The sequence below is a fragment of the Saccharopolyspora antimicrobica genome, from assembly GCF_003635025.1.
Taxonomy (GTDB): domain Bacteria; phylum Actinomycetota; class Actinomycetes; order Mycobacteriales; family Pseudonocardiaceae; genus Saccharopolyspora; species Saccharopolyspora antimicrobica.
In genome coordinates this window covers 21407-44520 of the sequence record NZ_RBXX01000001.1, presented here as the reverse complement: position 1 = coordinate 44520, position 23114 = coordinate 21407, and the positions used below count along the sequence as shown (strand labels likewise).

The following is a 23114-nucleotide window of genomic DNA, read 5'->3' as shown; positions in this document are numbered from 1 at the left end:
AGTCACAGCAGGCCCCGCTCGTATGCGGCGGCCACCGCGGCAGCGCGGTCCGGCACGCCGAGCTTGGCGTAGACGTGCAGCAGGTGGGTCTTCACCGTCGCCACGCTGATGTGCAGGTCGGCGGCCAGTTCCCGGTTGGTGCGGCCGCGTGCGAGGAGGCCGACGATCTCGCGCTCGCGGGCGCTCAGTGCGGTGTTCGCGGGAGCAGCCGGGCGGACGTTGCTGAGCAGCCTGGCGGCGACCGGAGGCGAGAGGACCGACTCGTCGCGCACCGCGGCGCGCACCGCCCGGAACAGCTCCTCGCGCGGGGTGTCCTTGAGCAGGTAGCCGATGGCGCCAGCCGCGATCGCGGGCAGCACGTCGGAATCGGTGTCGTGCGTGGTCAGCACCAGTACCCGCGCTGTCGCGGCCCGCTCCCGCAGCAGCCGGATCAGCTCGGCGCCGCTCGGGTCGGGCATCCGCAGATCGGTGAGCACCACGTCGGGCTTCACCGCGGCCACCACGGCCAGCGCTTCGGCCCCGCTGGCGGCCTCGCCGACCACCTCGAAATCCGGTTGCGTGCCGAGCATCGCCCGCAGCCCGTCGCGCACCACCGGGTGATCGTCGACGACCACCAGCTTCCACCGGTTCATCCGGCCACCTCTCCCACCGGGATTGCGATGCTGAGCGCGGTACCCGCGCCCGGCGCCGACTCGATCTCCACGGAACCGGCGAGCCGGCCCACCCGCTCGCGCAACGCGGTCAGCCCGAACCCGGAAGCGGCCTCGACGTCGAAACCGGCCCCGTCGTCGCGCACGTCCAGCACGACCAGACCGTCCATGTAGGACAGCGTAACGTCGACGCGCCCGGCCCGCGCGTGCCTGCTGATGTTGGACAGCGCTTCTTGAGCCGCGCGCAGCACCGCGACCTCGGCCTCCGCCGGCGCCGGGTGCGGCGTGCCGGTCACGGTGAACTCCGTTGGCACGCCGTGCTGTTCGCGCCACGACGCCGCGGCGTGCGCGACCGCTTCGGCGAGCCGGGCGTTCTCCAGCGGGCCCGGGCGCAGGGCTTCGATCGAGCGGCGGACCTCGACCAGGCTGGTGCGCGCGAGCTGCCGGGCCTTGCCGAGCCGCTCGCGGACCGGATCGGCGGGGGATAGCTCCTCGGCGGCTTCGAGCTGGGTGACGATGCCGGTCAGCCCCTGCGCCACGGTGTCGTGGATCTCGCGGGCCATCCGGGCGCGTTCTTCGGCCGTCCCAGCGGCTTTCGCCCGCTCGACCAGCACCTGGTGCAGCCGTGCGTTCTCGGCGGCCATCGCGACCAGCCTGCTGTTGGCCTCGCGCCGCCGGATCGCTTCGCGCTCCATCACCCGGATCGTCCAGCCGATCAGCGCGGCCAGCGGCGTGGCGGTCGCGAGGTTGCCCAGCGTCACCGGCACGTCCGTACCCGGTGCCATCAGCCAGATCCCGCTGGTGGCCGCCACACCGATGTAGGCCGACCAGCCGGGCAGCGTGACGAACGCGAGCACGTAGCAGGCCGGGACGAAGAGCTGGAAAGCGCTGCTGCGCCCCACCAGGAGCACAGTCGTCGCCAGCAACCCGGTGAAGTACAGGGCCATCAGCCAGGTCCTGCGCTCGCACCACTGCGGGTGCGCCACCACGAACCACCAGTGCCACACCCCGAGCCCGGCCGCGATGGCCAGCGTGATCAGGTGGTGCTGCCAGCCCGACGCGTCGAACAGCGACACAGCTGCGGCCGGCCCGAGCAGTCCGTACGGTGCGAGCGCCCACACCTTGTTCCAGCGCTGCTCCCGCTGGATGTACTGCTGCTCCTCCACCGATGTCACGCTGCTCAGTCTGGCAGGTCAGCCGCGGCGGGTCAGGCGGCGCAGCAACACCTCCGCCGGGCCGGGTTTGCCCGCGCGCCGCAGGATTTCGGCCAGCAGCACCGAGATCAGCCAGGTGCCCAGCGCCAGCAGCGCGACCTCGGCGGAACCCAACGTCGCGCCCAGACCCAGTGTGAAGGGCAGCAGCAGCGTCGCGAACACCACGGACTGGAACAGGTAGCAGCTCAGCGAACGCTGCCCGCAGGCGCTGATCGCCCGGACCACCGGGCCGCGCCGTGCACCGAGCCGCAGCGCCAGCAGGCCGATCAGCGCTGCGTAGCCGAGACCTCCGGCGACGCCGGTCACCGCGTGCGCGGCTGAAGCGGCCCACGCGGCGGCGAGGCTCCCCGGTGTCCAGAAGCCGCCGACGGCCAGGCCCAGCGGAAGCCCGCCGAGCACCGCAACGGTGAGCCCACCGACCGCGACCCGGACCAGCACAGCGCGGTACCGCGCCGGATCCGTCAGCATTCCGCGCCGCCCGATGCAGATGCCGACGAGCGCCGCGCTCAGCACGCCGAGCATCCCGAACGGCATCATCAGCCATTCCAGCGGACGGAGGGCGAGGGCCTCCAGCGGCGAATCGACCGCGAAGGACCAGAAGTAGGACCGCTGGTCCCCGGTCGGGGACATCGCGTTGACGACGCCCTGGACCACGGCCACGACCACCAGCCAGCACCCGGCGGCGATCAGCAGGGTGCGCTCCCGGATCCGGGTCGACGCGGCGATCGCGAAGCCCACCACCGCGTAGAGGCCCAGCACATCACCGGGGAACAGCAGCACCGCGTGGACCAGCCCGAACGCCAGCATCCACCAGCACCTCCGGCGCAGGGCCCCGGGCCCGGAGCGCTGCAGCACCTGCACCGCGCCGGCGGCGAACAGGGCGGCGAACATCGGGTAGGCGCGCCCGTCGGCGAGAACCGTCACCAGCGTGCTGGTGATGCGGTCCAGCAGCCCGTGCTCGACGATGTGCTGCTTCAGGCCGTACGGGCGGTCGTAGAGGTAGATCGCCGAGTTGACCAGCGCGATCAGCGCGAGCATCGCGCCGCGGGCGAGGTCCGGGGCGAGGGAGCGTTCCTGGTGGACCGGGCTCGTGCCGGTCAGGGTCGAGGACATGGCTTCGACGATGCTCGCAGGCGGGACCGCCGGGTATCGGTGGACCGGTCGGTCGGCGATCTCCACCACCGCATCCACCGCATCCACCAGTTGGTCGATGCGCGAGCTGATCCGGACGGGCTACGGTGTTGATCTTGACCTGGGGGACGCACGTGCGATCAGACCGGCCCGGCGCGACCATGTGCCGGTCGGCAGAGATCCGGTCAGAGGAGTGCCACGGTGACCAATCCGCACCAGAACGTCAGCTTCCCCAGCAACGGGCGCACCGCGCACGGCTACCTGGCGACGCCGTCGGGCAGCGGCCCCGGCGTGGTGGTGATCCAGGAGTGGTGGGGGCTGACCGACCACGTCGCGGACGTGGTGGACCGGCTGGCGGCGGAGGGCTTCGTCGCGCTGGCCCCGGACCTCTACGGCGGGCGCACCACGCACGACGGGAAGGAAGCGGCGCGGCTGATGCAGGCGCTGCCGGTCGACCGCGCGGCCCGCGACCTCGCCGGTGCGGTCGACTTCCTGCTGGGGCACGAGCAGGTGAGCGGTTCGTCGGTCGGCGTGGTCGGGTTCTGCATGGGCGGGAAGTTCGCGATCGTGCTGGGCGCGCAGCAGGGCGAGCGGGTCGGCGCGGTGGTGCCGTTCTACGGCCTGCCGTCGGTGGCCGAGACGGACTTCTCCGGCCTCACCGCGCCGATGCTGTGCCACTTCGGCGAGTACGACCGCACGATCAGCGTGGACGCGGTCGGCGAGCTGCGGGACAAGGTCCAGCAGCAGTCCCCGGTCCGCCCGCAGATCTACTTCTACCCGGCGGGGCACGCCTTCTTCAACGACCAGAACCCGGCCTCCTACCACGAGGATTCGGCCCGCACGGCCTGGCCGCGAACCCTCGACTTCCTCCGCCGTCACCTCACCTGATCGAGCCCGCCCCTCGCACAGCTTGGTTCAGCCGAGGAGGGCTTGGGTCATCTGGCGAGTGGTCTGGGCCGCGACGCGGGGGCTGGTCGCGGCGTAGGACGTGTAGGCGTTCAAGCCGGTGGCCAGGGCCCAGCCGCGACCGCGGGTCCAGGTGTCGTCGTCCACGTCGAGCGCGGAGCGGAAGGTGGCTCGCGTCTCGGGCGAGAGGAGGGTGAAGGCGATGGTCAGATCGCAAGCCGGGTCGCCGGTGCCGAGCTCGCCGAAGTCGATGACCGCGCTGAGGCGGCCGTTGGTCGTCAGCAGGTTGCCGGTGTGGAAGTCGCCGTGGAACCAGACCAGTGGGCGGCCCCAACCCGGGGCGGCGAGGGCGGTGTCCCACAGCTCGGTCATCGCCGCGGCGTCGAACGTGCCACGAACCTCCGCGATGGCGGATCGCGTCTCCGCGTCCCGTTCGGCCAGCGGCTCGCCGGTGAGGTGCTCGGCCGCTGCGGCGTCGATCCGGTGGAGTGCGGTCAGGAACTCGGCCAGCGCGACTGCGGTCTCGTGCGAGCCGGACAGGGTGTCGGCGGTCGCGACCTCGCCGTCCAGCCAGCGCGACACCGCCCACGGCCACGGATAGCCGAAGCCCGGTTCGCCCACCGCGACCACTTCGGGGACGGCCAGCGGCAGGTGCGGGGCGAGCCGGGGCAGCCACTCGGCTTCCTTCCTCGCCTGCTCGATCGCGCCGTCGTGGCGGGGGAGCCGAACGGACAGCTCCTCGCCGAGCCGGTAGATCACGTGATCCGACCCGGCCGGGGCGAGCAGCCGCAGCGGCAGCCCGGCCCACTGCGGGAACTGCGCGTCGACCAGGCGCCTCGCCAGCGCGGCGTCGATCACCGGTGTTGTCTCGACGGTCAAGAGCAGCTCCCGTGGGTAGGTCGCGGGCCCGCCGGTGCGAGATGACCCCGCACCGGCGGACCACGGTCGTTGGCAGCGTGTCATGGCCTCGCAGGTCGATCAAACCGGTTTTCCCGGCCGCCCGGCGCGGTCACTGCTGGCCTGCGAAGCGGGCCGGTTTCAGCGGTGGCAGGCCGGACTGGCCGATCAGGCGCTGGGGGCGGAAGTCGGCCAGGGCGTCCGCCGGGGTGCCGGTGAGGACTTCCTGCGCTGCGAGGCGGCCCAGGAGCGGGCCGAGGGTGATGCCGCTGTGGGTGGCGAGGGTGTAGATCCTGCCGCTGTCGCCCAGGAATCCGGCGACGGTGAGGCCGTCGGCGGGAATCGCGCGCTGACCGACCCGGAGCGATTCCAGGCTCGCGCCCTCGGTGCCCGCGAGCAGGTCGTTCAGGCGGCTGCACAGGGTTCGTGCGTGGTCGCCGCCGGGCGACGGCGGGTTCGCCGGGTCCGCGTGGGCGTCGAGGTCCAGGCCCTGCACGATGAGGCGGCCCGCGCCGTCCGGGCGGACGTTGAGGTCCGGCGTGGTCAGGACCCGGTCCAGACGGGTGGCCAGCGGGCGCGTGTAGCCGAGCAGGCCGACCGTCGCCGAGCCCGCCGCGTCCGGGTCCGCCATCGGGACGCGGTACCCGGCCGCCGCGGTCAGGGTTTCGGTCCAGCGGCCCGTGGCGACCACCACCGCGTCGAAATCTGCTGCACCGCCGGCCAGTTCGACACGGGCGCGTCCATCCACTTCGGACACTCCGAGCACTTCGGCGGGGCAGCGGAGCTCCGCGCCGTGCTCGCGCGCCTCGCCCCACAGCCGGGCCACCAGCAGAGCCGGGAAGACATGTCCTTCGGTGGGGTAGAAGGCGATGTCCCGGACCTCGCCCGGCACCCGCAGGTCGGGCACGAGCTCGCGGGCCCGGTCCGGGGTGATCCACTCCACCGGGTAGTCGCGCCCGGTCAGCTCCGCGACCGACGCGGCCAGCCGCTCGGCCCCCGCCGGGTCCTGCGCCCACTCGAGATTCCCGTTGCGCACCAACCAGTCCGCACCGGATTTCGCCAGTTCGGCGTGCTCGGCCATGCCCGCGACGTTGAGGTCGTGGTAGGAGCGCGGGTTCTTGCTGTGCGAGTTGGTCCAGGCGAACGACGTGCCCGAGGTGCCGGCCAGCGGTGCGGTTCGTTCGAAGACGGTCACCTCGGCGCCGGCGAGTGCCAGCGCGCGGGCGGCACCAGCCCCCAGCACGCCGAGACCGATCACGGCGATCTTCATGCTTCTTCCCTCACTGGTTCGCTGCGGACATCTGCACTGGGCTTCCCCGGCGTGGCGAACGCGATCGCCAGCAGCACCGCGGTCGACGCGCCGATGCCGTACACCGCGTACGGAACGGTGGTGTCGAGCACCTGCGCCACCGCGCACCCGATGATGCCGGTGAGCATGCTGGCGATCGCGGCGAGCGGAGTGAGCCGGCGGCGCTTGTGCAGCGCGTAGCCGAGGAAGATGGGTGCGGCCAGCGCGGCCGCCGAGTAGGCGTAGGTGGCGACCAGCCAGGTCAGCGCCTTCGGGAACAGGATCGCCAGCACCGCGGCCAGGATCGACACGCCGACCGTGATCAGCCGGGACAGCGACACCGCCTGCCGCTCGCTCTGCTGCCTGCCGACGATGTTCTGGTACACGTCGCGGGTCAGGTTGGCGACCACGGACTGCAGCGCGGCGCCGGTGGTGGACACGATCGTCGAGACCAGGAACGCGCCGAAGACGACCACCAGCCAGGTCGGCAGCTGGGTCAGCAGCCAGCCGGCCGCGTCCTCCTCGTTGGCCAGGCCCGGGTTCATCGAGTGCACCGCCAGCCCGATGCACCCGGCGTAGATGCCGCCGATGAGCATGGTCAGGCCGGACAGGCCGAGCCCGCGGCGCGCGTCGGAGACCTTCTTGGTGGCGAAGACCCGCTGGTAGTAGAGCTGGTTGGTGAGCGTGCCCGGCAGGATCGCCGCGACCCACAGCCAGATCTGCTCCCAGCCGACGGCGGTGAAGCCCTCCCAGCCCCACAGCCGCTGCGGCACCGTCGCGGTGATGTGCCCCCAGCCGCCGGCCAGGTGCACGGCGTAGGCCGCCACGCCCAGCGACATCGCGATCATGAAGATGCCGAACACGAAGTCGGTCCAGGCCACCGAGGTCAGCCCGCCCGGCAGCACGAACAGCAGTGACGCCACCATGATCAGCAGGATCAGCGCGGTCGGGGAGACGCCGGTGAGCTGGCCGAAGAGCTGCGCGAAGGCGACGAACTGGGTGGCCAGCCAGCCGAAGGGCACCACCAGGGCGGCCAGCGCGGCGATCGCGGTGACCAGCTTGTGCTGCCCGAAGAGCCTGGTGATGATGTCCGGCACGGTGGTGAAGCGCTGCTGCCGGAGCCATTTCGCGATCAGCATCAGCACGAGGAAGCCGATCAGCACGCAGCCCTCGTAGATGAACACCGACCAGCCGGAGCGGTAGCCGATGCCGACGTGCGCGATCAGCACGCCGCCGCCGGTGGCGGTGGCGAACTGGGTGATGATGACGACGATCAGCGGCAGCGATTCGCCCGCCGACAGCCAGTCCTGCGAGTTCTTCGCCTTCCGTCCGAAGTAGACGGACATGGCGATGCCGAAGCCGATCACCAGCAGGCTGGCGACGACGATCCCGATGATCTGTCCGGTGGATCCTGTGGGCATGGTCGACCTCCGGTGGTCACGCGCGCGCGAAGCGGTCGGGGTCCAGCTGGGTGATGTCGTGCTCGGTGCTGCCGTTCAGCGCGAGGTCGGCGCCGATCTCGCCGAACACCGGGGCGAGCTTGAAGCCGTGGCCGGAGAACCCGGTCATGACCGTGGCGTTGCGGTGCCCGGGCAGCGGACCCAGCAGGGCGTGCTCGTCCGGGGTGAAGCCCTCGGCGAAGGTGCCGATGCGCACCGGGTGCGGAGTGACGCCGGGCAGCAGCCGTTCCGCGGCGGCCGCGGCCGCGCGGGCGAACTCGGGCTCGGCGCTGCGCGGCAGGTCGTCCGGGCTGGCCAGGGTGGGCCAGCCCAGGTGGTGCGGGACGATCTTGACCGAAACGCCGTCCAGCAGCGGGAAGCAGGAGAACCCGGCCTCCCGGTGGCGGCGGATCGCGATCGGCAGCCGGTCCGGCCGGTGCGCGGCGGTGTCGCGCGCGGCGAACCAGCAGGCGGTGATCCGCCGGACCTCGACCGGCAGCGAGCGCAGCGGTTCCAGCTCGTGCGCCCACGGGCCGGGCGCGAACACGACGTGGTCGACGTCGAAATAGGTGCCGCCGCTGGTGATCCGCCACCCGTTCGCGGTCTCGGCGACCTCGGAAATCCGGTGGTGGGCAAGGACTTCCGCGCCCGCATCGGCTGCGATGCGCAACGCGGCCTGCACCGCGGGCTCGGGGCGCAGCACGCCCGCGGCCGGGTCGAGCACCATGACTTCGTCGTCGTCGATCCGGTGCTGGGGGAACCGCTTGCGGGCGAGTTCGGCGTCGAAGACCTCGTGGTCGAGGCCGTGCTCCTCCGCGCACCGCCGCACCGCCCGGATGTCGGGATGGTCGGCGGGGCCGATGGTCAGGCCGCCGCACATCGTCAGCAGCTCGGCGCTCGCGGCCCGTTCCAGCTCGCGCCACAACCGGCCGGCGCGCTGCAGCAGCGGGACGTAGTCGGAGCCCTCCTTGTAGGCGGTGCGGAAGATGCGCGATTCCCCGGCGGAGGCACCGCGGTCGTGGCCGGGGGAGTAGGTGTCGAAGGCGAGCACGTCGGCTCCGCGCCGGACGAGCTGCCAGGTCGTCATGGCGCCGATCACGCCGGTGCCGATCACTGCGACGCGAGGTTGGCTCATGGTCGCTCCAGGAGTGCGGAGAAACGCGGAAGAGGGCGCAGTCGTGGGAGGACTGGTGGTGTGGAGAGCTGCACCGGTTCCCGGCGGGAACCCGGTACCGGAGGATCAGGAGTCCGGTGTGGACAGAACGGACTGCTCGATGAAGAACTCGACCAGGTCCGGCCGGATGATGTGCCACATGGCTTCGGCGAGCTTGCCGTCGGTGAGCCAGGTCAGCCGGCGGAGCCGGATCACCGCACCGCCCGGGGACATCCGCAACCGGGTCGCGGTCGCCTGGTCGAGCAGGACGGGGTCGATGTAGACCCGGGACTTGGCCGCGGGTACGCCGGTTCGGGCGAAGTAGTCGTGCACGGTCAGGTGTGCCAGGTCCTCGTCCAGCATTCGTGGTGCCAGCGAGAACGGAACGGCGGAGAGCTCGACGGCGATCGGATTGTCGTCCACGTCGAACTTCAGCCGCCGCAGCTGGTTGACCGGCGTGTCGCCGGGCACGCCGGGGAGTTCGACGTCGGCATCGCGCGCCGGGATCACCGCCGCGGAGTCCACCGCGTGCCTGCCCGGGATCTCCGGGCCCTGCAACGTCGGGTTCACCACGCGCAGCAGGTTCTCCTGCCGCGCGCCTTCGGCGACGAAGGTGCCGCGCCGCCGGTGGCGCTCCACCAGCCCGGCCTGCGCCAGCTCGGTCAGCGCTCGTTGCGCGGTCGCGCGACTGACCGAGTGCTGCTGCTGCAGCTCGGCCTCGGTGGGCAGCCGGCTGCCGGGCGGCAGCGCACCGGAGCGGATCCGCTGCTCCAGTTCGGTGCGGATGCGCAGGTACGCCGGGGTTGCCACGAGGTGGAATCTAGCTTGCCGTCTTTTGACCGGTCAATAGTCTTTTCGAACGGTCAAATGTTTGCCGGATATGTACGGCCATAGTCGATTCCGGCGCGGCGGAACAGCATTGACATCTCAGGGGAGGCTGACGTTCGATTGGCCGTACAAATCCCTCGGCGGGAAGGAGAGCGGGTCGATGCTTCCGCTGGAAGGCGTGACCGTGGTTTCCCTGGAGCAGGCCGTCGCCGCCCCGTTCGCCACCCGGCAGCTGGCCGATCTCGGCGCGCGGGTGATCAAGGTGGAGCGCCCGGCGGGCGACTTCGCCCGCGGCTACGACACGTCGGTGCAGGGACTGTCCAGCCACTTCGTCTGGCTCAACCGCAACAAGGAGAGCATCGTCCTGGACCTCAAGGCGGCGGCCGACCGGGCGGTGATGGACCAGCTGCTGGACCGCGCGGACGTGTTCGTCCAGAACCTCGCCCCGGGAGCGGCAGGACGGCTCGGGCTGGGCGCGGCCGAGTTGCGCGCGAAGGACCCGCGGTTGATCGTGTGCGACCTTTCCGGGTACGGCAGCTCCGGGCCCTACCGCGATAAGAAGGCCTACGACCTGCTGATCCAGTGCGAGACCGGCCTGGTCTCGATCACCGGGAGCCCGGACGAACCGGCCAAGACCGGCATCTCCACCGCCGACATCGCCGGCGGCATGTACGCCTACACCGGCGTGCTCACCGCGCTGTACGAGCGCGAGCGCACCGGGCGCGGCACGGCGTTCGAGGTGTCGCTGTTCGACGCGCTGGGCGAGTGGATGGGTTTTCCGTACTACTACTCCTACAGCGGGACCGAGCCGCCGCGAGCCGGAGCGCGGCACGCCGCCATCGCGCCCTACGGGCCGTTCGCCGCCGGCGACGGGAGCCAGGTCTTCCTCGGCGTGCAGAACGAGCGGGAGTGGGTGAAGTTCTGCGAGCAGGTGCTCGACCAGCCCGGCCTGGCCGGTGATCCGCGGTTCGACGCCAACCCGAAGCGGGTGGCCAACGTCTTCGAGCTCAAGATCGCGATCGAGGCGGTGTTCGCGGCGATGAGCAGCGAGCAGATCGAGCGGCGGCTGGAGCACGCGGGCATCGCCAACGCCCGGATGCGCACCGTGTCCGAGTTCGCCGAGCACCCGCAGCTGGCGGCTCGGGACCGCTGGCGCGAGGTCGACTCCCCGGCCGGACCGCTGCGAACCCTGCTGCCCCCGGTCACGGTCCCCGGACGCGAACCGCGCATGGACCCGATCCCGGAGATCGGCGAGCACACCCAGGCCATCCTGGCCGAACTCGGCGGCCACGCCGAACCACCCTGCGACTGATCCGCCGGCTCACGGGTGCGGAGGCGCCGTCGGCCGGACGGCGCCTCCTGCCGGGTCAGAGGTGGCGGCCGCCGGTGATCTCCAGGACGCAGCCGGTCATGTACGAGGACAGCCCGGAGGCCAGGAACAGCACGACGTCGGCCACCTCGGAGGGCTCACCGGCGCGCTGCATCGGGATCTCCTGCAGCTTGGCCTGCCAGACGTCCTCGCGCAGCGCCGCGGTCATGTCGGTGCGGATCAGGCCGGGCTGCACCGCGTTGACCCGCACGCCCTTGTGCGCGACCTCCTTGGCCGCCGCCTTGGTCAGGCCGACGATGCCCGCCTTGGCGGCGCTGTAGTTGGTCTGCCCGATCATGCCGACCTTGCCGGAGATCGACGAGATGTTCACGATCGAACCGCTGCCCTGCTCGCGCATCACCGCCGCCGCGGCGCGAGTGCCCAGCCAGGCGCCCTTGACGTGCACGTCCAGGACGGCTTCGAAGTCCTCCAGCGTCATCTTGCGCATCGTGGCGTCGCGGGTGATGCCCGCGTTGTTCACCATCACGTCCAGCGCGCCGAACTCGCCGGTGGCCGCCTCGACCGCCGCCTGCACCGCGTCCTGATCGGTCACGTCGCAGGTCACGCCGAGCGCGCTGCGGCCGAGTTCCGCCGCGGCCTTCTGCGCCTGAGCGCCGTCGATGTCGGCGAGCACCACCTTCGCGCCGTGGGCCACGAAGTTCTCCGCGATCGCGAACCCGATTCCCTTGCCGCCGCCGGTGATCACCGCGACCTTGTCCTGCAGCATCAACAACCTCCTCGCAATGTCGGTCACAGCGCCCGTTCGGTGCCGAACAGCGCGGTGACCTGGCTGGACAGCACTCCGCCGTTGCCGTGCGCGAGCGCCACACCGGCGTCGGCGACCTGGCGGGCACCGCACTCGCCGCGCAGCTGGCGCACCGCCTCGATGATGGTGAAGATCCCGTACATGCCGGGATGGCAGTAGGACAGCCCGCCGCCGTTGGTGTTGACCGGCAGTTCGCCGCCCGGCGCGATGCGGCCCTCGGCGACGAACGCGCCGCCCTCGCCCTTCGCGCAGAACCCGAGGTCCTCCAGGAACAGGACCGGGTTGATGGTGAAGGCGTCGTAGAGCTCCACCACGTCGACGTCCTGCGGCCCCAGACCGGCCATCGCGAACGCCCGCCTGCCGGACTCCACCGCCGCGGTGACCGTCAGATCAGGCATCGCCGAGATGCTGCGGTGCGAGACCGCCTCACCGCCGCCGAGCAGGAACACCGGCTCGCCGGGCCGGTCGCGGGCGCGGTCGGCGCTGGTCAGCACCACCGCGCCGCCGCCGTCGGTGACCAGGCAGCAGTCCAGCTTGGTCAGCGGATCGCTGATCATCCGCGCGGCCAGCACGTCCTCGCGGGTCAGCGGATCGCGCGCGAACGCCGCCGGGTTGAGCTGCGCCCACTGCCGCGCGGCGACCGCCACGTCGGCCAGCTGCTCGCGGGTGGTGCCGTACTGGTGCATGTGCCGCGCGGCCGCCATCGCGTACATGCTGACCGGGTGGCGGGCCCGGTAGGGCGCTTCGTACGGATTGGGCTTGGACGGCGAGACCAGCCTGCCGCCGTCGGAGCGCTGGGTGCTGCCGTAGACGATCAGGGCGGTGCGGATCAACCCGGCGTCGATCGCCGCGGCGGCGTGCAGCAGGTGCGAGACGAACGAGCTGCCGCCGATGGTCGAGCCGTCCACGTACGCCGGCCGGATGCCCAGGTACTCGGCGGTGTCCATGCCCGACATCGGGTAGTAGGACGACGCGGTGAACAATCCGTCCACATCGGACTTTTCGAGCCCGGCGTCGGCCAGGGCGCGCACGGTCGCCTGCCCGGCCAGGTCCAGCGGGGTCAGCCCCGTCGCGACCTGCCCGAGATCCGACTCGGCCACACCGACGACAGCGGTCGTTCCACGCAAAGTCATGGGCAGTCCCGCCTCTCCGCGCTTTTCAGCGGTGGTTGCGTCCGGATTGATCTCGCGTTGTGCGGTTTCTTGTGGCTGGGTTGCATCACGGTCCCCTGAGGTGCGGTTGGGCAGGACTCCGGTTGGCCAATGGGCGTTATGACATCTCCTCCCGGAACACCGCGACCGGTTGCCCGTCCTGCTCGACCACGGCCAGTCGCACCCGCGTCCCGATGACCACCTGGTCGGCGGCGACGCCCTCGATCCGCGACATCATGCGGAAACCCTCGTCCAGGTCGACCAGTGCGACGTTGTGCGCGCCTTCGCGGGTGCGCACCGCGGTCGTGGCGTAGACGGAGCCGAGTCCGCTGCTGCGCTGCCAGGCCAGGTCGTCGCTGCCGCACGCCGGGCACAGCACGCGCGGCTGGAACACCGCCGCCGAGCACTTCCGGCAGCGCTGGAACCGCAATTCCCCAGCAGCCAGCCCATCCCGGAACACCACCTCTGGAGCCCCGTCCAGCGCCATCACATCAGTCATCCGGCATCTTCCTTCCCAGCAGCACGCCCTCGGTGTCCCACTTCCGTCTTCGGCGGCCGGCTTCCGTCCGAACCACCGGCATGTGACCGACACGCCGACGTATGGCCACATTCCCCACGCCGGGCGGTGAACTTCCCCTGTCCGAAGGGAAAATCCCATCCCGGGATGGGAGAACCCACGCGATTTCAATGGAAATCAGACGTCTGATTTCCATTGAAATCATGCAACGACCCGACACGGCGCCGGTGTGTCGTGGTCCCGACACTCCGGGGAGGTCGGCAATTTCCATTGAAATCGACGGTCCGATTTCCATTGAAATCGCGCAACCACCCGCCACAGCACCGGTGCGCCGGGGTCTGATGCGCCGGCCCATCACTCCGCCGGGGTCAGCACGGCCAGGCAGTCCACCGCGATGACGCCCTTGCCCACCTCGTCGAGCAGCAGCGGGTTGACGTCGAGTTCGGCGATGTCGTCGGCCAGGTCGTGGGCCAGCCAGGACAGGCGCGCCACCGCATCGGCCGCCGCGCCGAGGTCGCGCGCGGGCTTGCCGCGCACTTCGCCGAACAGGCGGCTGCCGCGCAGCGACAGCAGCAGCCGTTCGGCCGCGTCGACGTCCAGCGGCGCGACGCCGACCCGGCTGTCGGCGAGCACGTCGACCAGGACGCCGCCGAAACCGACCACCACGACCGGGCCGAACGCCGGATCGCGCTTGATGCCCACGATGAGCTCGGTGCCCGCGGCCATCCGCTGCACCAGCAGCCGGGCCCCGGGATCACCGGCGTCGCGGGCGACGGTCAGCAATTCCTCCGCTGCCACACGGATTTCCGCGTCCCCGGTCAGGCCGAGCCGCACTCCGCCGATGTCGGACTTGTGCCCGATGCTCCTGGACAGCAGCTTGACCGCCACCGGGCCGCCGAGCTCGTGCGCGGCGGCGACCGCGGCATCCGGTGTCTTGGCGGGGAAGGCCCCCGCGCACGGAATGCCGTAGGCGGCGATCAGGCGGCTCGACTCGTGCTCGTCGAGCTGGGTGCGGCCTTCGTCCCGCAGGTCCTGGATGATCGCGCGGACCACCTGCTCGTCGATGTCGTCCGGGCGCTCGGGTTCGGGCAGCGGCGGGCGCAGGCTGAAATCGGCGAGCTTGCCCAGAGCCGCGGCGGCCCGGCCGGGATCGGTGAAGCACGGGATCCCCAGCTCCTGCAGTCGCCGTCGGGGACGGCCGCTGCCACCGGTCCACACCACCACCAACGGCCGGTCGGTGGCCCGGTGAGCCTGCTCGATGGCGTCGATCAGCTGCGCGGAGGCGTTGTCGGCGTTGCCCAGCAGCACCGCGATCATGTCCGTGCCGGGATGCCGCACCGCGACGTCGAGACCGCGCCGCAGCAGATCCGGGTCGCTGATCAGCGTGGCGGTCAGGTCGATCGGGTTGCGCGGCGAGCCGTAGGCCGGGATGACCTCGGCCATCTGCTGCTGCCACGCCTCGTCCCACGGCTGCACCAGCAGGCCGTTGTCGCTGGCCACGTCGGCCATGAGCACACCGGCGCCACCGGACAGCGACAGCGTGCTCAACCGGCGACCGCGAGCCCGTCGCCCGCCGGCGAACACCTGCGCGGTGTCGAGCAGCTGCTCCTGCCCGGCGAGCCGGACGATGCCGTGCTGCCGGGCCGCGCCGTCGAACACGGCGTCCTCCCCGGCCAGCGAGGCGGTGTGCGACCGGGCGGCGCGGGCCCCGGCCTCGGAGCTGCCGACCTTCACCACCAGGATCGGTTTGTCCAGCTCGTGCGCCCGGCGTGCCACCGCCAGCAGCTCCCGGCCCCGGTGCACGCCTTCGAGGTAGGCCATCAGCACCTCGACGCCGTCGGTCTCCACCAGCCCGCCCAGCACCTCGGCCACCGACAGGTCGGCTTCGTTGCCGGTGTTGAGGAAGTGCGAGATGCCGAGCCCGGCGTGCTGCGCCGCGCTGAAGATGAACGTGCCGAAAGCACCGCTCTGGCTGACGAAGGCCGCCGGCCCGTCGACCAGCGCGGAGCTGTCGTCCATCGCCGAGGTGAAGGTGGGCATCGCGCGGTCGCGCAGGCTGAACATGCCCAGGCAGTTCGGCCCCAGCACCCGGATTCCGGTCTCGGCGATCACCGCCTCCAGCTGCCGCTGCAGGTGCTCGCCGCGGGCACCGATCTCGGCGAAGCCGGACGCCCCGACGATCGCCGCCGGGATGCCGCGCGCGGCGCAGTCGCGCAGCCCGTCGGCGACCTTGTCGGCGGGCAGCATCACCATGGCCAGGTCGATCTCGCCGTCGATCTCGTCCAGATCGCGGTAGGCGGGCAGGCCCTGGACCTCCGCGCGCCGGGCGTTGACCGGCAGCAGCCTGCCGGTGTAGCCGAACCGCTTCATCAGCTCGATCGGACGCCCGGACAGCTTGACCGGGTTGTCCGAGGCGCCCAGCACGGCGATCGACCGGGGGTGCAGCAGGCGCTGGATCGCGGAGTTGGCCACGTCAATCCTCCTCGCAGCGGGGACGGGGGAGTGCTCAGATGTCCGGTTCCGCGATTTCAATTGAAATCGGACGTCCAATTTCAATTGAAATCGCGGGTGTACCGGCGCAGGAGCTGCTTGGCGATGATCAGCTTCTGGATCTCGCTGGTGCCCTCGTAGATGCGGAACACCCGGGAGTCGCGGTAGAAGCGCTCCACCGGTACCCCGCGCATGTACCCGGACCCGCCGTGCACCTGCACCGCCCGGTCGGCCACCCGGGAGACCATCTCGCTGCAGAACAACTTCGCGCACGAGGGCGCCAGCCTGGTGTCGGCCCCGGAGTCGTACTCGCGCGCCGCCTCCAGCACCATCGACCGCCCCGCGTAGTACTCCGCCTGCGATTCGGCCAGCAACGCCTGCACCAGCTGGAACCGGCCGATCGGCCGGCCGCCCTGCTCGGCCTCGGCGGCGAAGCGCACCGACTCCTCGACGATCCGCCCGGCCAGCCCCACGCAGATGGCCGCGATGTGCAGCCGCCCGCGCGTCAGCGAGGACATCGCGGCGGCGAACCCGGTGCCCTCCTGGCCGCCGACCAGCGCCGCGGCGGGCACCCGCGCGTCGTCGAAGAACACCTCCGCGGTGTGCGCACCGGCCTGGCCCATCTTCGCGTTCGGCGGCCCGATCCGGACCCCGTCCAGCCCGGTCTCGACCAGGAACACCGAGATGCCGCCGTGCACGTCCTCGCCGGTGCGGGCGAAGACCACCAGCACATCGGCGTGCGGGGCGTTGGTGATGAACCGCTTCGCGCCGGAGAGCACGTACTCCTCGCCGTCGCGGACCGCTTTGGTGCGCACCGAGCTCGGGTCCGAGCCCGCGCCGTCCTCGGTGAGCGCGAAGGAGGCGATCGCCTCGCCGGCGGCGAGCTTCGGCAGCCACCGCTGCTGCTGCTCCGCGGTGCCGTACTTGACGATCACCTGCCCGGCGATGCCGTTGTTGGTGCCGAACATCGACCGGAACGCCGGGACCGCGTAACCCAGCTCCATGGCCAGCCGGACGTCCTCGCTCATCGACAGGCCGAGCCCGCCGTGCTCCTCCGGCAGCGCGAAGCCGAACAAGCCCATGCCGGCGGCAGCCTCGCGCAGCCGCGCCGGGATGGCATCGGTCCGCTCGATCTCGTCCTCGGCGGGCACCACTTCGCCGCGGACGAAGTCGCGCACCGTGCGCAGCACGTCGTCGAACACGTTCGGATCCATCGCACCACCCATCACTCGGCCCCGGCCCTGGCGCCGGAGGTCTCGGTCTCCGCGGCGAGCCGCGCGGAGCGGGTCAGCAGGGCCCGGACGCCGATCAGCGACATCAGCACGGTGACCACCGCCCAGCCGACCACCGGCACGATCGAGCCGAAGGAGGTCAGCAGCAGCTGCCCGATCATCGGGGTGGTGCCGCCGAGCAGCGTCCCGGCCAGGCCGTAGGACAGCGAGATCGCGGTGTAGCGCACGCGCGCCGGGAACGCGTCGGCCAGCACACCGGCGAGGATCGAGTAGAACATCACGTGCGGCAGCGTCGCGGCCACCATGCCGACCACCGACCACGCGAAGCTGCCGGTGCTGATCAGCACGAACATCAGCGGCAGCACCGGCAGTTCGGCGACCAGCAGGATGGTGACGACCTTGCGCACGCCGAACCGGCTGGCCAGCACTGCGCCGAAGGGCTGCACGAAGAACTGGGTGATGCTGGCGATGAGCACCACGGTCATGAACGTCTCGCGCTCGAAGCCCAGCTCGTTGGTCGCCCACGACACCGCGAAGGTGTTCTTGAAGTACGCCGCGGAGAACACGATCGCGCAGGCGAACACGCCGAGCACCACCAGCCCGGTGTGGTGCCGGAAGGTGTCCAGCAGCGGGAACCTCGCGACCTGCCCGGTCTCCTTGAGCCTGGTCAGCTGCGGTGATTCGGCGATGCTCAGCCGGATCACCAGGCCCAGCACGACCAGCACCGCCGAGGCCAGGAACGGGATGCGCCAGCCCCAGCTGTAGAAGTCGTCGTCGGGCAGCTGCGAGACGAGGGTGAAGGCCAGCGCGGACAGGATCTGGCCGGACGGCGAACCCTGCTGGGCCCAGGAGCCGGAGGTGATGCTGCGGCCCTTCGGCGCGTGCTCGGTGGCGATGAGCACCGCGCCGCCCCACTCGCCGCCGACGGCCAGGCCCTGCACGACGCGCAGCAGCACCAGCAGGATCGGCGCGGCGATGCCGATGGTGGCGTAGGTGGGCAGCAGGCCGATGCCGACGGTGGTGAAGCCCATCAGCAGCAGCGTGATGATCAGCGCCTTCTTCCGGCCCACCCGGTCGCCGAGGTGGCCGAAGACGATGCCGCCCAGCGGGCGAGCCAGGAAGCCGACCCAGAACGTCGCGAACGACACCAGCACGCCGATCGCGGGCGTGACCACCGGGAAGAACAGCTTGCCGAACACCAGCGCGGAGGCGGTGCCGTAGATGTAGAAGTCGTACCACTCGATGCTGGTGCCGACGAACGAAGCGATACCCGCTCTGCGGCCCATCCTCTCCTGCTCGGAAAGACGTCTCATCGCACTGGCTCCGTCCGGACTCCTGCCGCAGCAGGTCGAAAACCGTTGGGACGCCGGATGATTCGGCGACGCGGTGAGCGCCGCGCCGCGATCCCGGTGCCTCGAAGCTAGGTCAGCGGATGTGTTCCGTCTAACACCAAAATCGGTTAGGTTTGATTCGGCTGCGCGACACAATGCGCGTTGACCTGGGCAAAGCCGCTCGTGGTCGGGAGGTCGGTGTGGAGCTGCGCCACCTGCAGGCGTTCGTCGCCGTCGCCGAGGAGCTGAACTTCCGGCGCGCCGCGGTCCGGTTGCACATGTCCCAGCCGCCGCTGTCCCAGCAGATCAAGCGCTTGGAGCACGAGGTCGGGGTGCCGCTGCTGCGGCGCACCACGCGGCAGGTCGCGCTCACCGCGGCGGGGGAGGCCTTCCTGCGCGAGGCGCGCAAGACGCTGGAATCGGCCGAAGCGGCGCCCAGGCTGGCGCGGCAGGCCGCGGCGGGTGAGATCGGGACGGTGCGGCTCGGGTTCAGCGGGCAGACCTCCTACCAGGTGATGCTGCTGATCGTGCGCAAGTTCCGGGAGCGCTACCCGGACGTGCGCTTCGAGATCCTCAGCCCGCTCTACGGCGGCGAGCTGGTCGACCGGATCCACCAGCAGGAGATCGACGCCGGGCTGCTGCGACTGCCGGTGCCGACCGGGGGTCTGCGCGTGCGGGAGCTGGAGCGTCACCCGCTGGCGGTGGCCCTGCCGGAGCACCACCGCCTGGTCGGCCGCGGCGTCGGGATGGCCGACCTGCGCGGCGAGCCGGTGATCAGCTACCCGACCAACCGGGGATCGGTGGTCAACCAGCTGGTGCAGGCCGCCTGCCTGCGCCACGGCTTCAGCCCGCGCTTCGTGCAGGAAGCACCGGACACCCACACGATCCTGTCGCTGGTGGGCGCCGGCTCCGGGATCGGTCTGGTCCCGGCGACCGCGGGGCACCTGAAGGTGCCGGGCGTGGTGCTGGTGCCGGTGCACGACGCGCCGCCGGTCCCGCTGGCGCTGGTGTGGCGAGCCGACGACGCGAACCCGGCCCTGGCCGGTCTGGTCGCACTCCTCGACGAGGTCGTCGCCGAACTCTGACCGCTCGGTCGGCGCGCCCCTCGAACGGGTCACCGCGCTGCAATTTCAATGGAAATCAGACGTCCGATTTCCATTGAAATTGCATTCCGACGATCTGCGTCACATAGTCCACTGTGGATGTACTAGCGAGTTTTCGTTGGTGTGCATGGAAAACGTTGGAATGTGGCGCAGTGCACTTCGATTCGGCGTAACTCCGCCGTGGCGGGCGGCGACATGCACGGTGGACAACCGATCGACGTCGACCGGTTCGCACATCTGAACAAGGAGGTCTTTGGTGACTGCCGACCGACCGGAGCGTCGGGCCTGGTGGATCTGGAGCGCGGCGGTGATCGCCTATCTCGCCGCGGTTTTTCACAGAGGTAGCTTGGGGGTCGCCGGAACGCAGGCGCTGGACCGCTTCGACGTCGGTCCGGCCGCGCTGAGCGCGTTCACGGTCCTGCAGGTCGGCATCTACGCCGGCATGCAGATTCCCACCGGATTGCTGGTGGACCGCTTCGGTTCCCGCCGGGTGATCACCGTCGCGGTGGTGCTCCTGGGGACCGGGCAAGTGCTTTTCGCCGTCGCCGACTCGTACTCGGCGGGCCTGGTGGCCCGCGCGGTGCTGGGGCTGGGCGACGCGCTGATGTGGGTGAGCATTCTCCGGCTGGTGGCATCGCACTTCTCCGCCCGCCGGTACGCACTGGTGGCAACGGTGTCCAGCGCGCTGGGGGCGCTGGGGGGCGTTGCGGCCACGTTCCCGCTCGCGATGGCGCTGCAGAACCTGGGCTGGACGGCGACCTTCCTGCTGGCGGGTGCGCTGACCCTGGGATACGCGGCGGTGACCGGCACGGTCGTGCGGGACGTCGTGCCGGGTGGCGCGCAGCCTCGCCGCGGCGGAGCGGTGTTCCAGCAGGTGCGCGACGCGTGGTCGGTGCCGGGCACCAGGCTGGCGTTCTGGACGCACTTCAGCACGCTGTTCGCCTCGGGTGCGCTGACGCTGCTGTGGGGCTTCCCGTACCTGGTGAACGGGCTCGGCGTGGCCGCGCCGACGGCGAGCGTGCTGCTCAGCCTGCTGATCATCGGCCAGGTCGTCGGCGGCCCGCTGGTGGGCGCGCTGATCGGCCGCCGACCGGAGTGGCGGATGTGGATCGTGCTGGGTTACCTGGCGATCAACGCGCTGTCCTGGGTGGTGCTGCTGACCTGGCCGCAGGGGCACCCGCCGATCGCGGTGATCGCGACGACGTTCTTGATCTTCGCCCTGGGTGGCCCGGTTTCGTCCGTGGCCATGGTCCTGGCGCGCGACTTCAACCCGATGCACCAGGTCGGCACGGCGACCGGTCTGGCCAACTCCGGCGGTCACTCCGCGACGGCGCTGGGCGTGCTGTTCGTGGGGCTGCTCCTGGACCTCGGGCAGGGCATGCCGGGTGGCTCGGAGTACCGGGTCGCGATGCTGGCGCTGGTGGCGCTGCTGCTGTTCGGCGCGTCCCGCACGGTGGTGTGGTGGCGCCGCGCCCGCGCGGAGGTCTTCGCGGCGCAAGCCCGGGGCGAAGGCGTGCCGGTGCTGCTGACCCGTCACCGCTGGGATCTCGCGACCCCGCGCCGACCCGTCGCTGCCTGATCTGATCGTCGAAGGGCACCTCCGAGCCGTCGGAGGTGCCCTTCGACGTGCGGTTGCTCGGCACACGTATCCTACTTGTGGGAAAAGTACGACCGCTCGTCGTGGGAGGCGCTGTGGACACCGAGGATCTGCCGTCCGGGCCCGGCAAGTTCGCCGGGACCGTCAAGGTCGGGGAGAAGGGCCAGATCGTCATTCCCAAGGGAGCGCGGGACCTGTTCGGGATCAACCCCGGCGACACCCTGCTGCTCCTGGCCGATGCCGAGCAGGGCATCGCGATCGTGCGCCAGGACCTCTTCGACAGCTTCATCGCCCAGGCCATGCCGTCGCGGCCGGGCGCGCAGCGGGCGGCGGACGAGGAGTGACCGTCGTCGGCTGAGCTGGTTCACCGCTACCGGGCCGCGGGCGCGGATTCCCGGCGGGCCGCTCGCGCCAGCCGGGCCGGTGCGGTTTCCGGGAGGAACAGCAGGCAGACCAGCGACAGCGTCAGCAGGGCCGCCAGGTAGTAGCCGACGTTGAGCGGTTCGCCGGTGCCCGCGATGATCCGGTTCGCGATCATGGGCGTGATACCGCCGCCGAGCACCGCGCCGAGGTGGTAGCCGAGGCCGACGCCGGACTGCCGCTTCTCGCGCGGGAACGCCTCGGCGAAGAAGGTGTACATCGGTCCGAAGAGGACACCGGTGCCGACGAATCCCAGCACCACGGCGGTGTTCACGGCGAAGACGGTGCCCGCTGCGGCGATCGGGAACATCACCAGCGCGGCGGCCAGGGACAGCACGGCTCCGGTGAGCATGACCGGCTTGCGCCCGATGCGGTCGGACAGCCACGCGGCGGTGATGTTGAGGATCGCGTGGCAGGCCAGGCCCAGCAGGGAACCGTTCACGATCGCCTGGCGCGGCAGCCCGAGCCCTTCGGGCGCGCTGGCGGTGGCGTAGGACAGCATGAACGTCAGCAGCGTGAAAGTGGTCGCGGTGAGCCCGATGTTGACCCCGGCGGTCAGCGCGATGCGCCGCCAGTCGGACTTGATCACGTCCAGCAGCGGCCGCGCGACACGGGTGTCCTGCGCTTCGTCGGCGACCATCTTCTGGAAGACCGGGCTCTCCGCCACGCCCTTGCGCACCCACAGCCCGAGCAGCAGCACCAGGCCACCGGCCAGGAACGGCAACCGCCAGCCCCAGTCCCGCACCTCCTCGTCCGGCAGGAACAGAACCATGGCGAAGGCGAAGTTCGCCAGGATCGTCCCGACCGGCGAGCCGAGGGCGACGAACGAGCCGTACACGCCGCGACGGTGCACGGGCGCGTGCTCGATCGCGAGCACCGCGGCCCCGGCGCTCTCACCGCCGCGGGCCACGCCGTGCAGCAACCTGAGCGTGACGAGCAGCAGCGGCGCGGCGACGCCGATGACCGCGTAGGCCGGCAGCACGCCCATGCCCAGCGTGGCCAGTCCCATCAGCAGGAACGCGGCCGACAGCGCCGTCCGGCGGCCTTTGCGGTCGCCGATCCAGCCGAACACCGCGGCGCCGAGCGGAGCCATCACGAACCCGGCGGCGAAGGTCGACAGGCTGAGGAAGGTGCCCAGCCAGGCGTCACCGGTCTTGAAGAAGACATCACCGAACACCAGCGCCGCGGCGGTGCCGTAGATGGTGAAGTCGTACAGCTCCAGGGAGGTGCCGACGCCTGCGGCCACCCCCACCCGCAGCACGCTGGAAGACTGCTCTGCCTGCCGGGTCGAAGTCATCGGAAGTCCTCACGCGAGGTCAGTGGTGACCGACACGTTAGGAAGTCGGGTGAACCGCACCCAGTGGTGAATCCCTCACCGCGCTAGGGGAATCCTGTACCGCGGCAGGAAAAGCAGCGACCCCGGGGCCGTTTCCCGTCGGTGATCCGACGGGCCGAACCGGACGCAGTTCGGAGCCCCGGGGCCGGGTAGCTGCCTGGTATTCGCCGACCGCTCACCCGCGCGACCAACGCACGCTGGGCCGGCTGGGCGGTCCTAGCGGACAGCCACCTCACAAGTCCTGTACGTCTTCAACGTCGGACCACCTCCTTTCCTGTGTACCGAGGAGGTTAGGT

20 protein-coding genes are annotated in these 23114 nt (G+C 71.0%); 5 read left to right on the top strand and 15 right to left on the bottom strand.

The window, feature by feature from the left end:
- Nucleotides 1-2 precede the first annotated feature (2 nt).
- The 3 genes from ATL45_RS00190 to ATL45_RS00180 are packed head-to-tail and all read right to left on the bottom strand — an operon-like array spanning nucleotide 3 to nucleotide 3064.
- Entirely contained in the window at nucleotides 3-632 is a 630-nt protein-coding gene (locus ATL45_RS00190) for a response regulator (RefSeq protein WP_093156992.1), read from the bottom strand.
- The gene (locus ATL45_RS00185; protein WP_143121726.1) at nucleotides 629-1825 is read right to left on the bottom strand and encodes a sensor histidine kinase; all 1197 of its coding nucleotides are present in this window, start codon (nucleotides 1823-1825) and stop codon (nucleotides 629-631) included. The genes ATL45_RS00190 and ATL45_RS00185 overlap by 4 nt, the downstream gene beginning before the upstream one ends.
- An 18-nt stretch (nucleotides 1826-1843) precedes the next feature.
- Nucleotides 1844-3064 (bottom strand): DUF418 domain-containing protein, encoded by a 1221-nt coding sequence (locus tag ATL45_RS00180; RefSeq protein WP_246025082.1) that lies wholly within the window; start codon nucleotides 3062-3064, stop codon nucleotides 1844-1846.
- Between the two features lie 132 nt (nucleotides 3065-3196).
- Between ATL45_RS00180 and ATL45_RS00175 the strand changes: the two genes are divergently transcribed.
- Complete coding sequence (locus ATL45_RS00175; protein WP_093156988.1) at nucleotides 3197-3883, top strand: dienelactone hydrolase family protein; 687 nt, start codon at nucleotides 3197-3199, stop codon at nucleotides 3881-3883.
- A gap of 27 nt (nucleotides 3884-3910) precedes the next feature.
- Here ATL45_RS00175 and ATL45_RS00170 read toward each other — a convergent pair whose 3' ends face one another.
- From ATL45_RS00170 to ATL45_RS00150, 5 genes are all read right to left on the bottom strand, one after another.
- The gene (locus tag ATL45_RS00170; protein ID WP_211841147.1) at nucleotides 3911-4780 is read right to left on the bottom strand and encodes an aminoglycoside phosphotransferase family protein; all 870 of its coding nucleotides are present in this window, start codon (nucleotides 4778-4780) and stop codon (nucleotides 3911-3913) included.
- 130 nt (nucleotides 4781-4910) lie between these two features.
- Nucleotides 4911-6068 carry an NAD(P)/FAD-dependent oxidoreductase gene (locus ATL45_RS00165; protein ID WP_093156985.1) on the bottom strand — a complete coding sequence of 386 codons (1158 nt, stop codon included), beginning with the start codon at nucleotides 6066-6068 and terminating at the stop codon, nucleotides 4911-4913.
- Nucleotides 6065-7507, bottom strand: coding sequence for a sodium:solute symporter family protein (locus tag ATL45_RS00160; RefSeq protein ID WP_093156983.1), 1443 nt, complete (start codon nucleotides 7505-7507; stop codon nucleotides 6065-6067). Before ATL45_RS00160 ends, ATL45_RS00165 begins: the two co-directional genes overlap by 4 nt.
- Before the next feature lie 16 nt (nucleotides 7508-7523).
- Nucleotides 7524-8660 carry an N-methyl-L-tryptophan oxidase gene (solA, locus tag ATL45_RS00155; protein ID WP_093156982.1) on the bottom strand — a complete coding sequence of 379 codons (1137 nt, stop codon included), beginning with the start codon at nucleotides 8658-8660 and terminating at the stop codon, nucleotides 7524-7526.
- Between the two features lie 105 nt (nucleotides 8661-8765).
- Nucleotides 8766-9488, bottom strand: coding sequence for a GntR family transcriptional regulator (locus ATL45_RS00150; RefSeq protein WP_093156980.1), 723 nt, complete (start codon nucleotides 9486-9488; stop codon nucleotides 8766-8768).
- A 178-nt stretch (nucleotides 9489-9666) separates the two neighbouring features.
- Here ATL45_RS00150 and ATL45_RS00145 point away from each other — a divergent pair, with 178 nt between their 5' ends.
- Nucleotides 9667-10818, top strand: coding sequence for a CaiB/BaiF CoA transferase family protein (locus ATL45_RS00145; RefSeq protein ID WP_093156979.1), 1152 nt, complete (start codon nucleotides 9667-9669; stop codon nucleotides 10816-10818).
- Nucleotides 10819-10873: 55 nt separating this feature from the next.
- Here ATL45_RS00145 and fabG read toward each other — a convergent pair whose 3' ends face one another.
- The 6 genes from fabG to ATL45_RS00115 form a co-directional block, all read right to left on the bottom strand.
- A complete protein-coding gene (gene fabG / locus ATL45_RS00140) occupies nucleotides 10874-11602 on the bottom strand; it encodes a 3-oxoacyl-ACP reductase FabG (RefSeq protein ID WP_246025081.1) in 729 nt (242 codons plus the stop codon).
- 23 nt (nucleotides 11603-11625) lie between these two features.
- Nucleotides 11626-12774, bottom strand: coding sequence for a thiolase family protein (locus tag ATL45_RS00135; RefSeq protein WP_177242046.1), 1149 nt, complete (start codon nucleotides 12772-12774; stop codon nucleotides 11626-11628).
- 136 nt (nucleotides 12775-12910) lie between these two features.
- Nucleotides 12911-13291: a Zn-ribbon domain-containing OB-fold protein gene (locus ATL45_RS00130; RefSeq protein ID WP_093156975.1), complete on the bottom strand. Its 381-nt coding sequence runs from the start codon at nucleotides 13289-13291 to the stop codon at nucleotides 12911-12913.
- Between the two features lie 372 nt (nucleotides 13292-13663).
- Nucleotides 13664-15781 carry an acetate--CoA ligase family protein gene (locus ATL45_RS00125; protein WP_170210107.1) on the bottom strand — a complete coding sequence of 706 codons (2118 nt, stop codon included), beginning with the start codon at nucleotides 15779-15781 and terminating at the stop codon, nucleotides 13664-13666.
- 80 nt (nucleotides 15782-15861) lie between these two features.
- Nucleotides 15862-17013: an acyl-CoA dehydrogenase family protein gene (locus tag ATL45_RS00120; RefSeq protein WP_093157108.1), complete on the bottom strand. Its 1152-nt coding sequence runs from the start codon at nucleotides 17011-17013 to the stop codon at nucleotides 15862-15864.
- Between the two features lie 11 nt (nucleotides 17014-17024).
- Nucleotides 17025-18344 (bottom strand): MFS transporter, encoded by a 1320-nt coding sequence (locus ATL45_RS00115; RefSeq protein ID WP_246025080.1) that lies wholly within the window; start codon nucleotides 18342-18344, stop codon nucleotides 17025-17027.
- A 173-nt stretch (nucleotides 18345-18517) separates the two neighbouring features.
- Here ATL45_RS00115 and ATL45_RS00110 point away from each other — a divergent pair, with 173 nt between their 5' ends.
- From ATL45_RS00110 to ATL45_RS00100, 3 genes are all read left to right on the top strand, one after another.
- A complete protein-coding gene (locus tag ATL45_RS00110; protein WP_093156972.1) occupies nucleotides 18518-19447 on the top strand; it encodes a LysR substrate-binding domain-containing protein in 930 nt (309 codons plus the stop codon).
- Nucleotides 19448-19721: 274 nt separating this feature from the next.
- Entirely contained in the window at nucleotides 19722-21044 is a 1323-nt protein-coding gene (locus tag ATL45_RS00105; protein WP_093156971.1) for an MFS transporter, read from the top strand.
- A gap of 113 nt (nucleotides 21045-21157) precedes the next feature.
- Nucleotides 21158-21406, top strand: coding sequence for an AbrB/MazE/SpoVT family DNA-binding domain-containing protein (locus ATL45_RS00100; RefSeq protein WP_177242045.1), 249 nt, complete (start codon nucleotides 21158-21160; stop codon nucleotides 21404-21406).
- A gap of 26 nt (nucleotides 21407-21432) precedes the next feature.
- Here ATL45_RS00100 and ATL45_RS00095 read toward each other — a convergent pair whose 3' ends face one another.
- Nucleotides 21433-22779 carry an MFS transporter gene (locus tag ATL45_RS00095; protein WP_093156969.1) on the bottom strand — a complete coding sequence of 449 codons (1347 nt, stop codon included), beginning with the start codon at nucleotides 22777-22779 and terminating at the stop codon, nucleotides 21433-21435.
- Nucleotides 22780-23114 lie beyond the last annotated feature (335 nt).

What these genes read in the sequence shown, in the direction of transcription:
- ATL45_RS00190 (WP_093156992.1), bottom strand. Translation starts at nt 632, where the DNA reads ATGAACCGGTGGAAGCTGGTGGTCGTCGACGATCACCCGGTGGTGCGC.
- ATL45_RS00165 (WP_093156985.1), bottom strand. Translation starts at nt 6,068, where the DNA reads ATGAAGATCGCCGTGATCGGTCTCGGCGTGCTGGGGGCTGGTGCCGCC.
- ATL45_RS00160 (WP_093156983.1), bottom strand. Translation starts at nt 7,507, where the DNA reads ATGCCCACAGGATCCACCGGACAGATCATCGGGATCGTCGTCGCCAGC.
- solA (WP_093156982.1), bottom strand. Translation starts at nt 8,660, where the DNA reads ATGAGCCAACCTCGCGTCGCAGTGATCGGCACCGGCGTGATCGGCGCC.
- ATL45_RS00145 (WP_093156979.1), top strand. Translation starts at nt 9,667, where the DNA reads ATGCTTCCGCTGGAAGGCGTGACCGTGGTTTCCCTGGAGCAGGCCGTC.
- fabG (WP_246025081.1), bottom strand. Translation starts at nt 11,602, where the DNA reads ATGCTGCAGGACAAGGTCGCGGTGATCACCGGCGGCGGCAAGGGAATC.
- ATL45_RS00135 (WP_177242046.1), bottom strand. Translation starts at nt 12,774, where the DNA reads ATGACTTTGCGTGGAACGACCGCTGTCGTCGGTGTGGCCGAGTCGGAT.
- ATL45_RS00130 (WP_093156975.1), bottom strand. Translation starts at nt 13,291, where the DNA reads ATGACTGATGTGATGGCGCTGGACGGGGCTCCAGAGGTGGTGTTCCGG.
- ATL45_RS00120 (WP_093157108.1), bottom strand. Translation starts at nt 17,013, where the DNA reads ATGGATCCGAACGTGTTCGACGACGTGCTGCGCACGGTGCGCGACTTC.
- ATL45_RS00115 (WP_246025080.1), bottom strand. Translation starts at nt 18,344, where the DNA reads ATGAGACGTCTTTCCGAGCAGGAGAGGATGGGCCGCAGAGCGGGTATC.
- ATL45_RS00110 (WP_093156972.1), top strand. Translation starts at nt 18,518, where the DNA reads ATGCGCGTTGACCTGGGCAAAGCCGCTCGTGGTCGGGAGGTCGGTGTG.
- ATL45_RS00095 (WP_093156969.1), bottom strand. Translation starts at nt 22,779, where the DNA reads ATGACTTCGACCCGGCAGGCAGAGCAGTCTTCCAGCGTGCTGCGGGTG.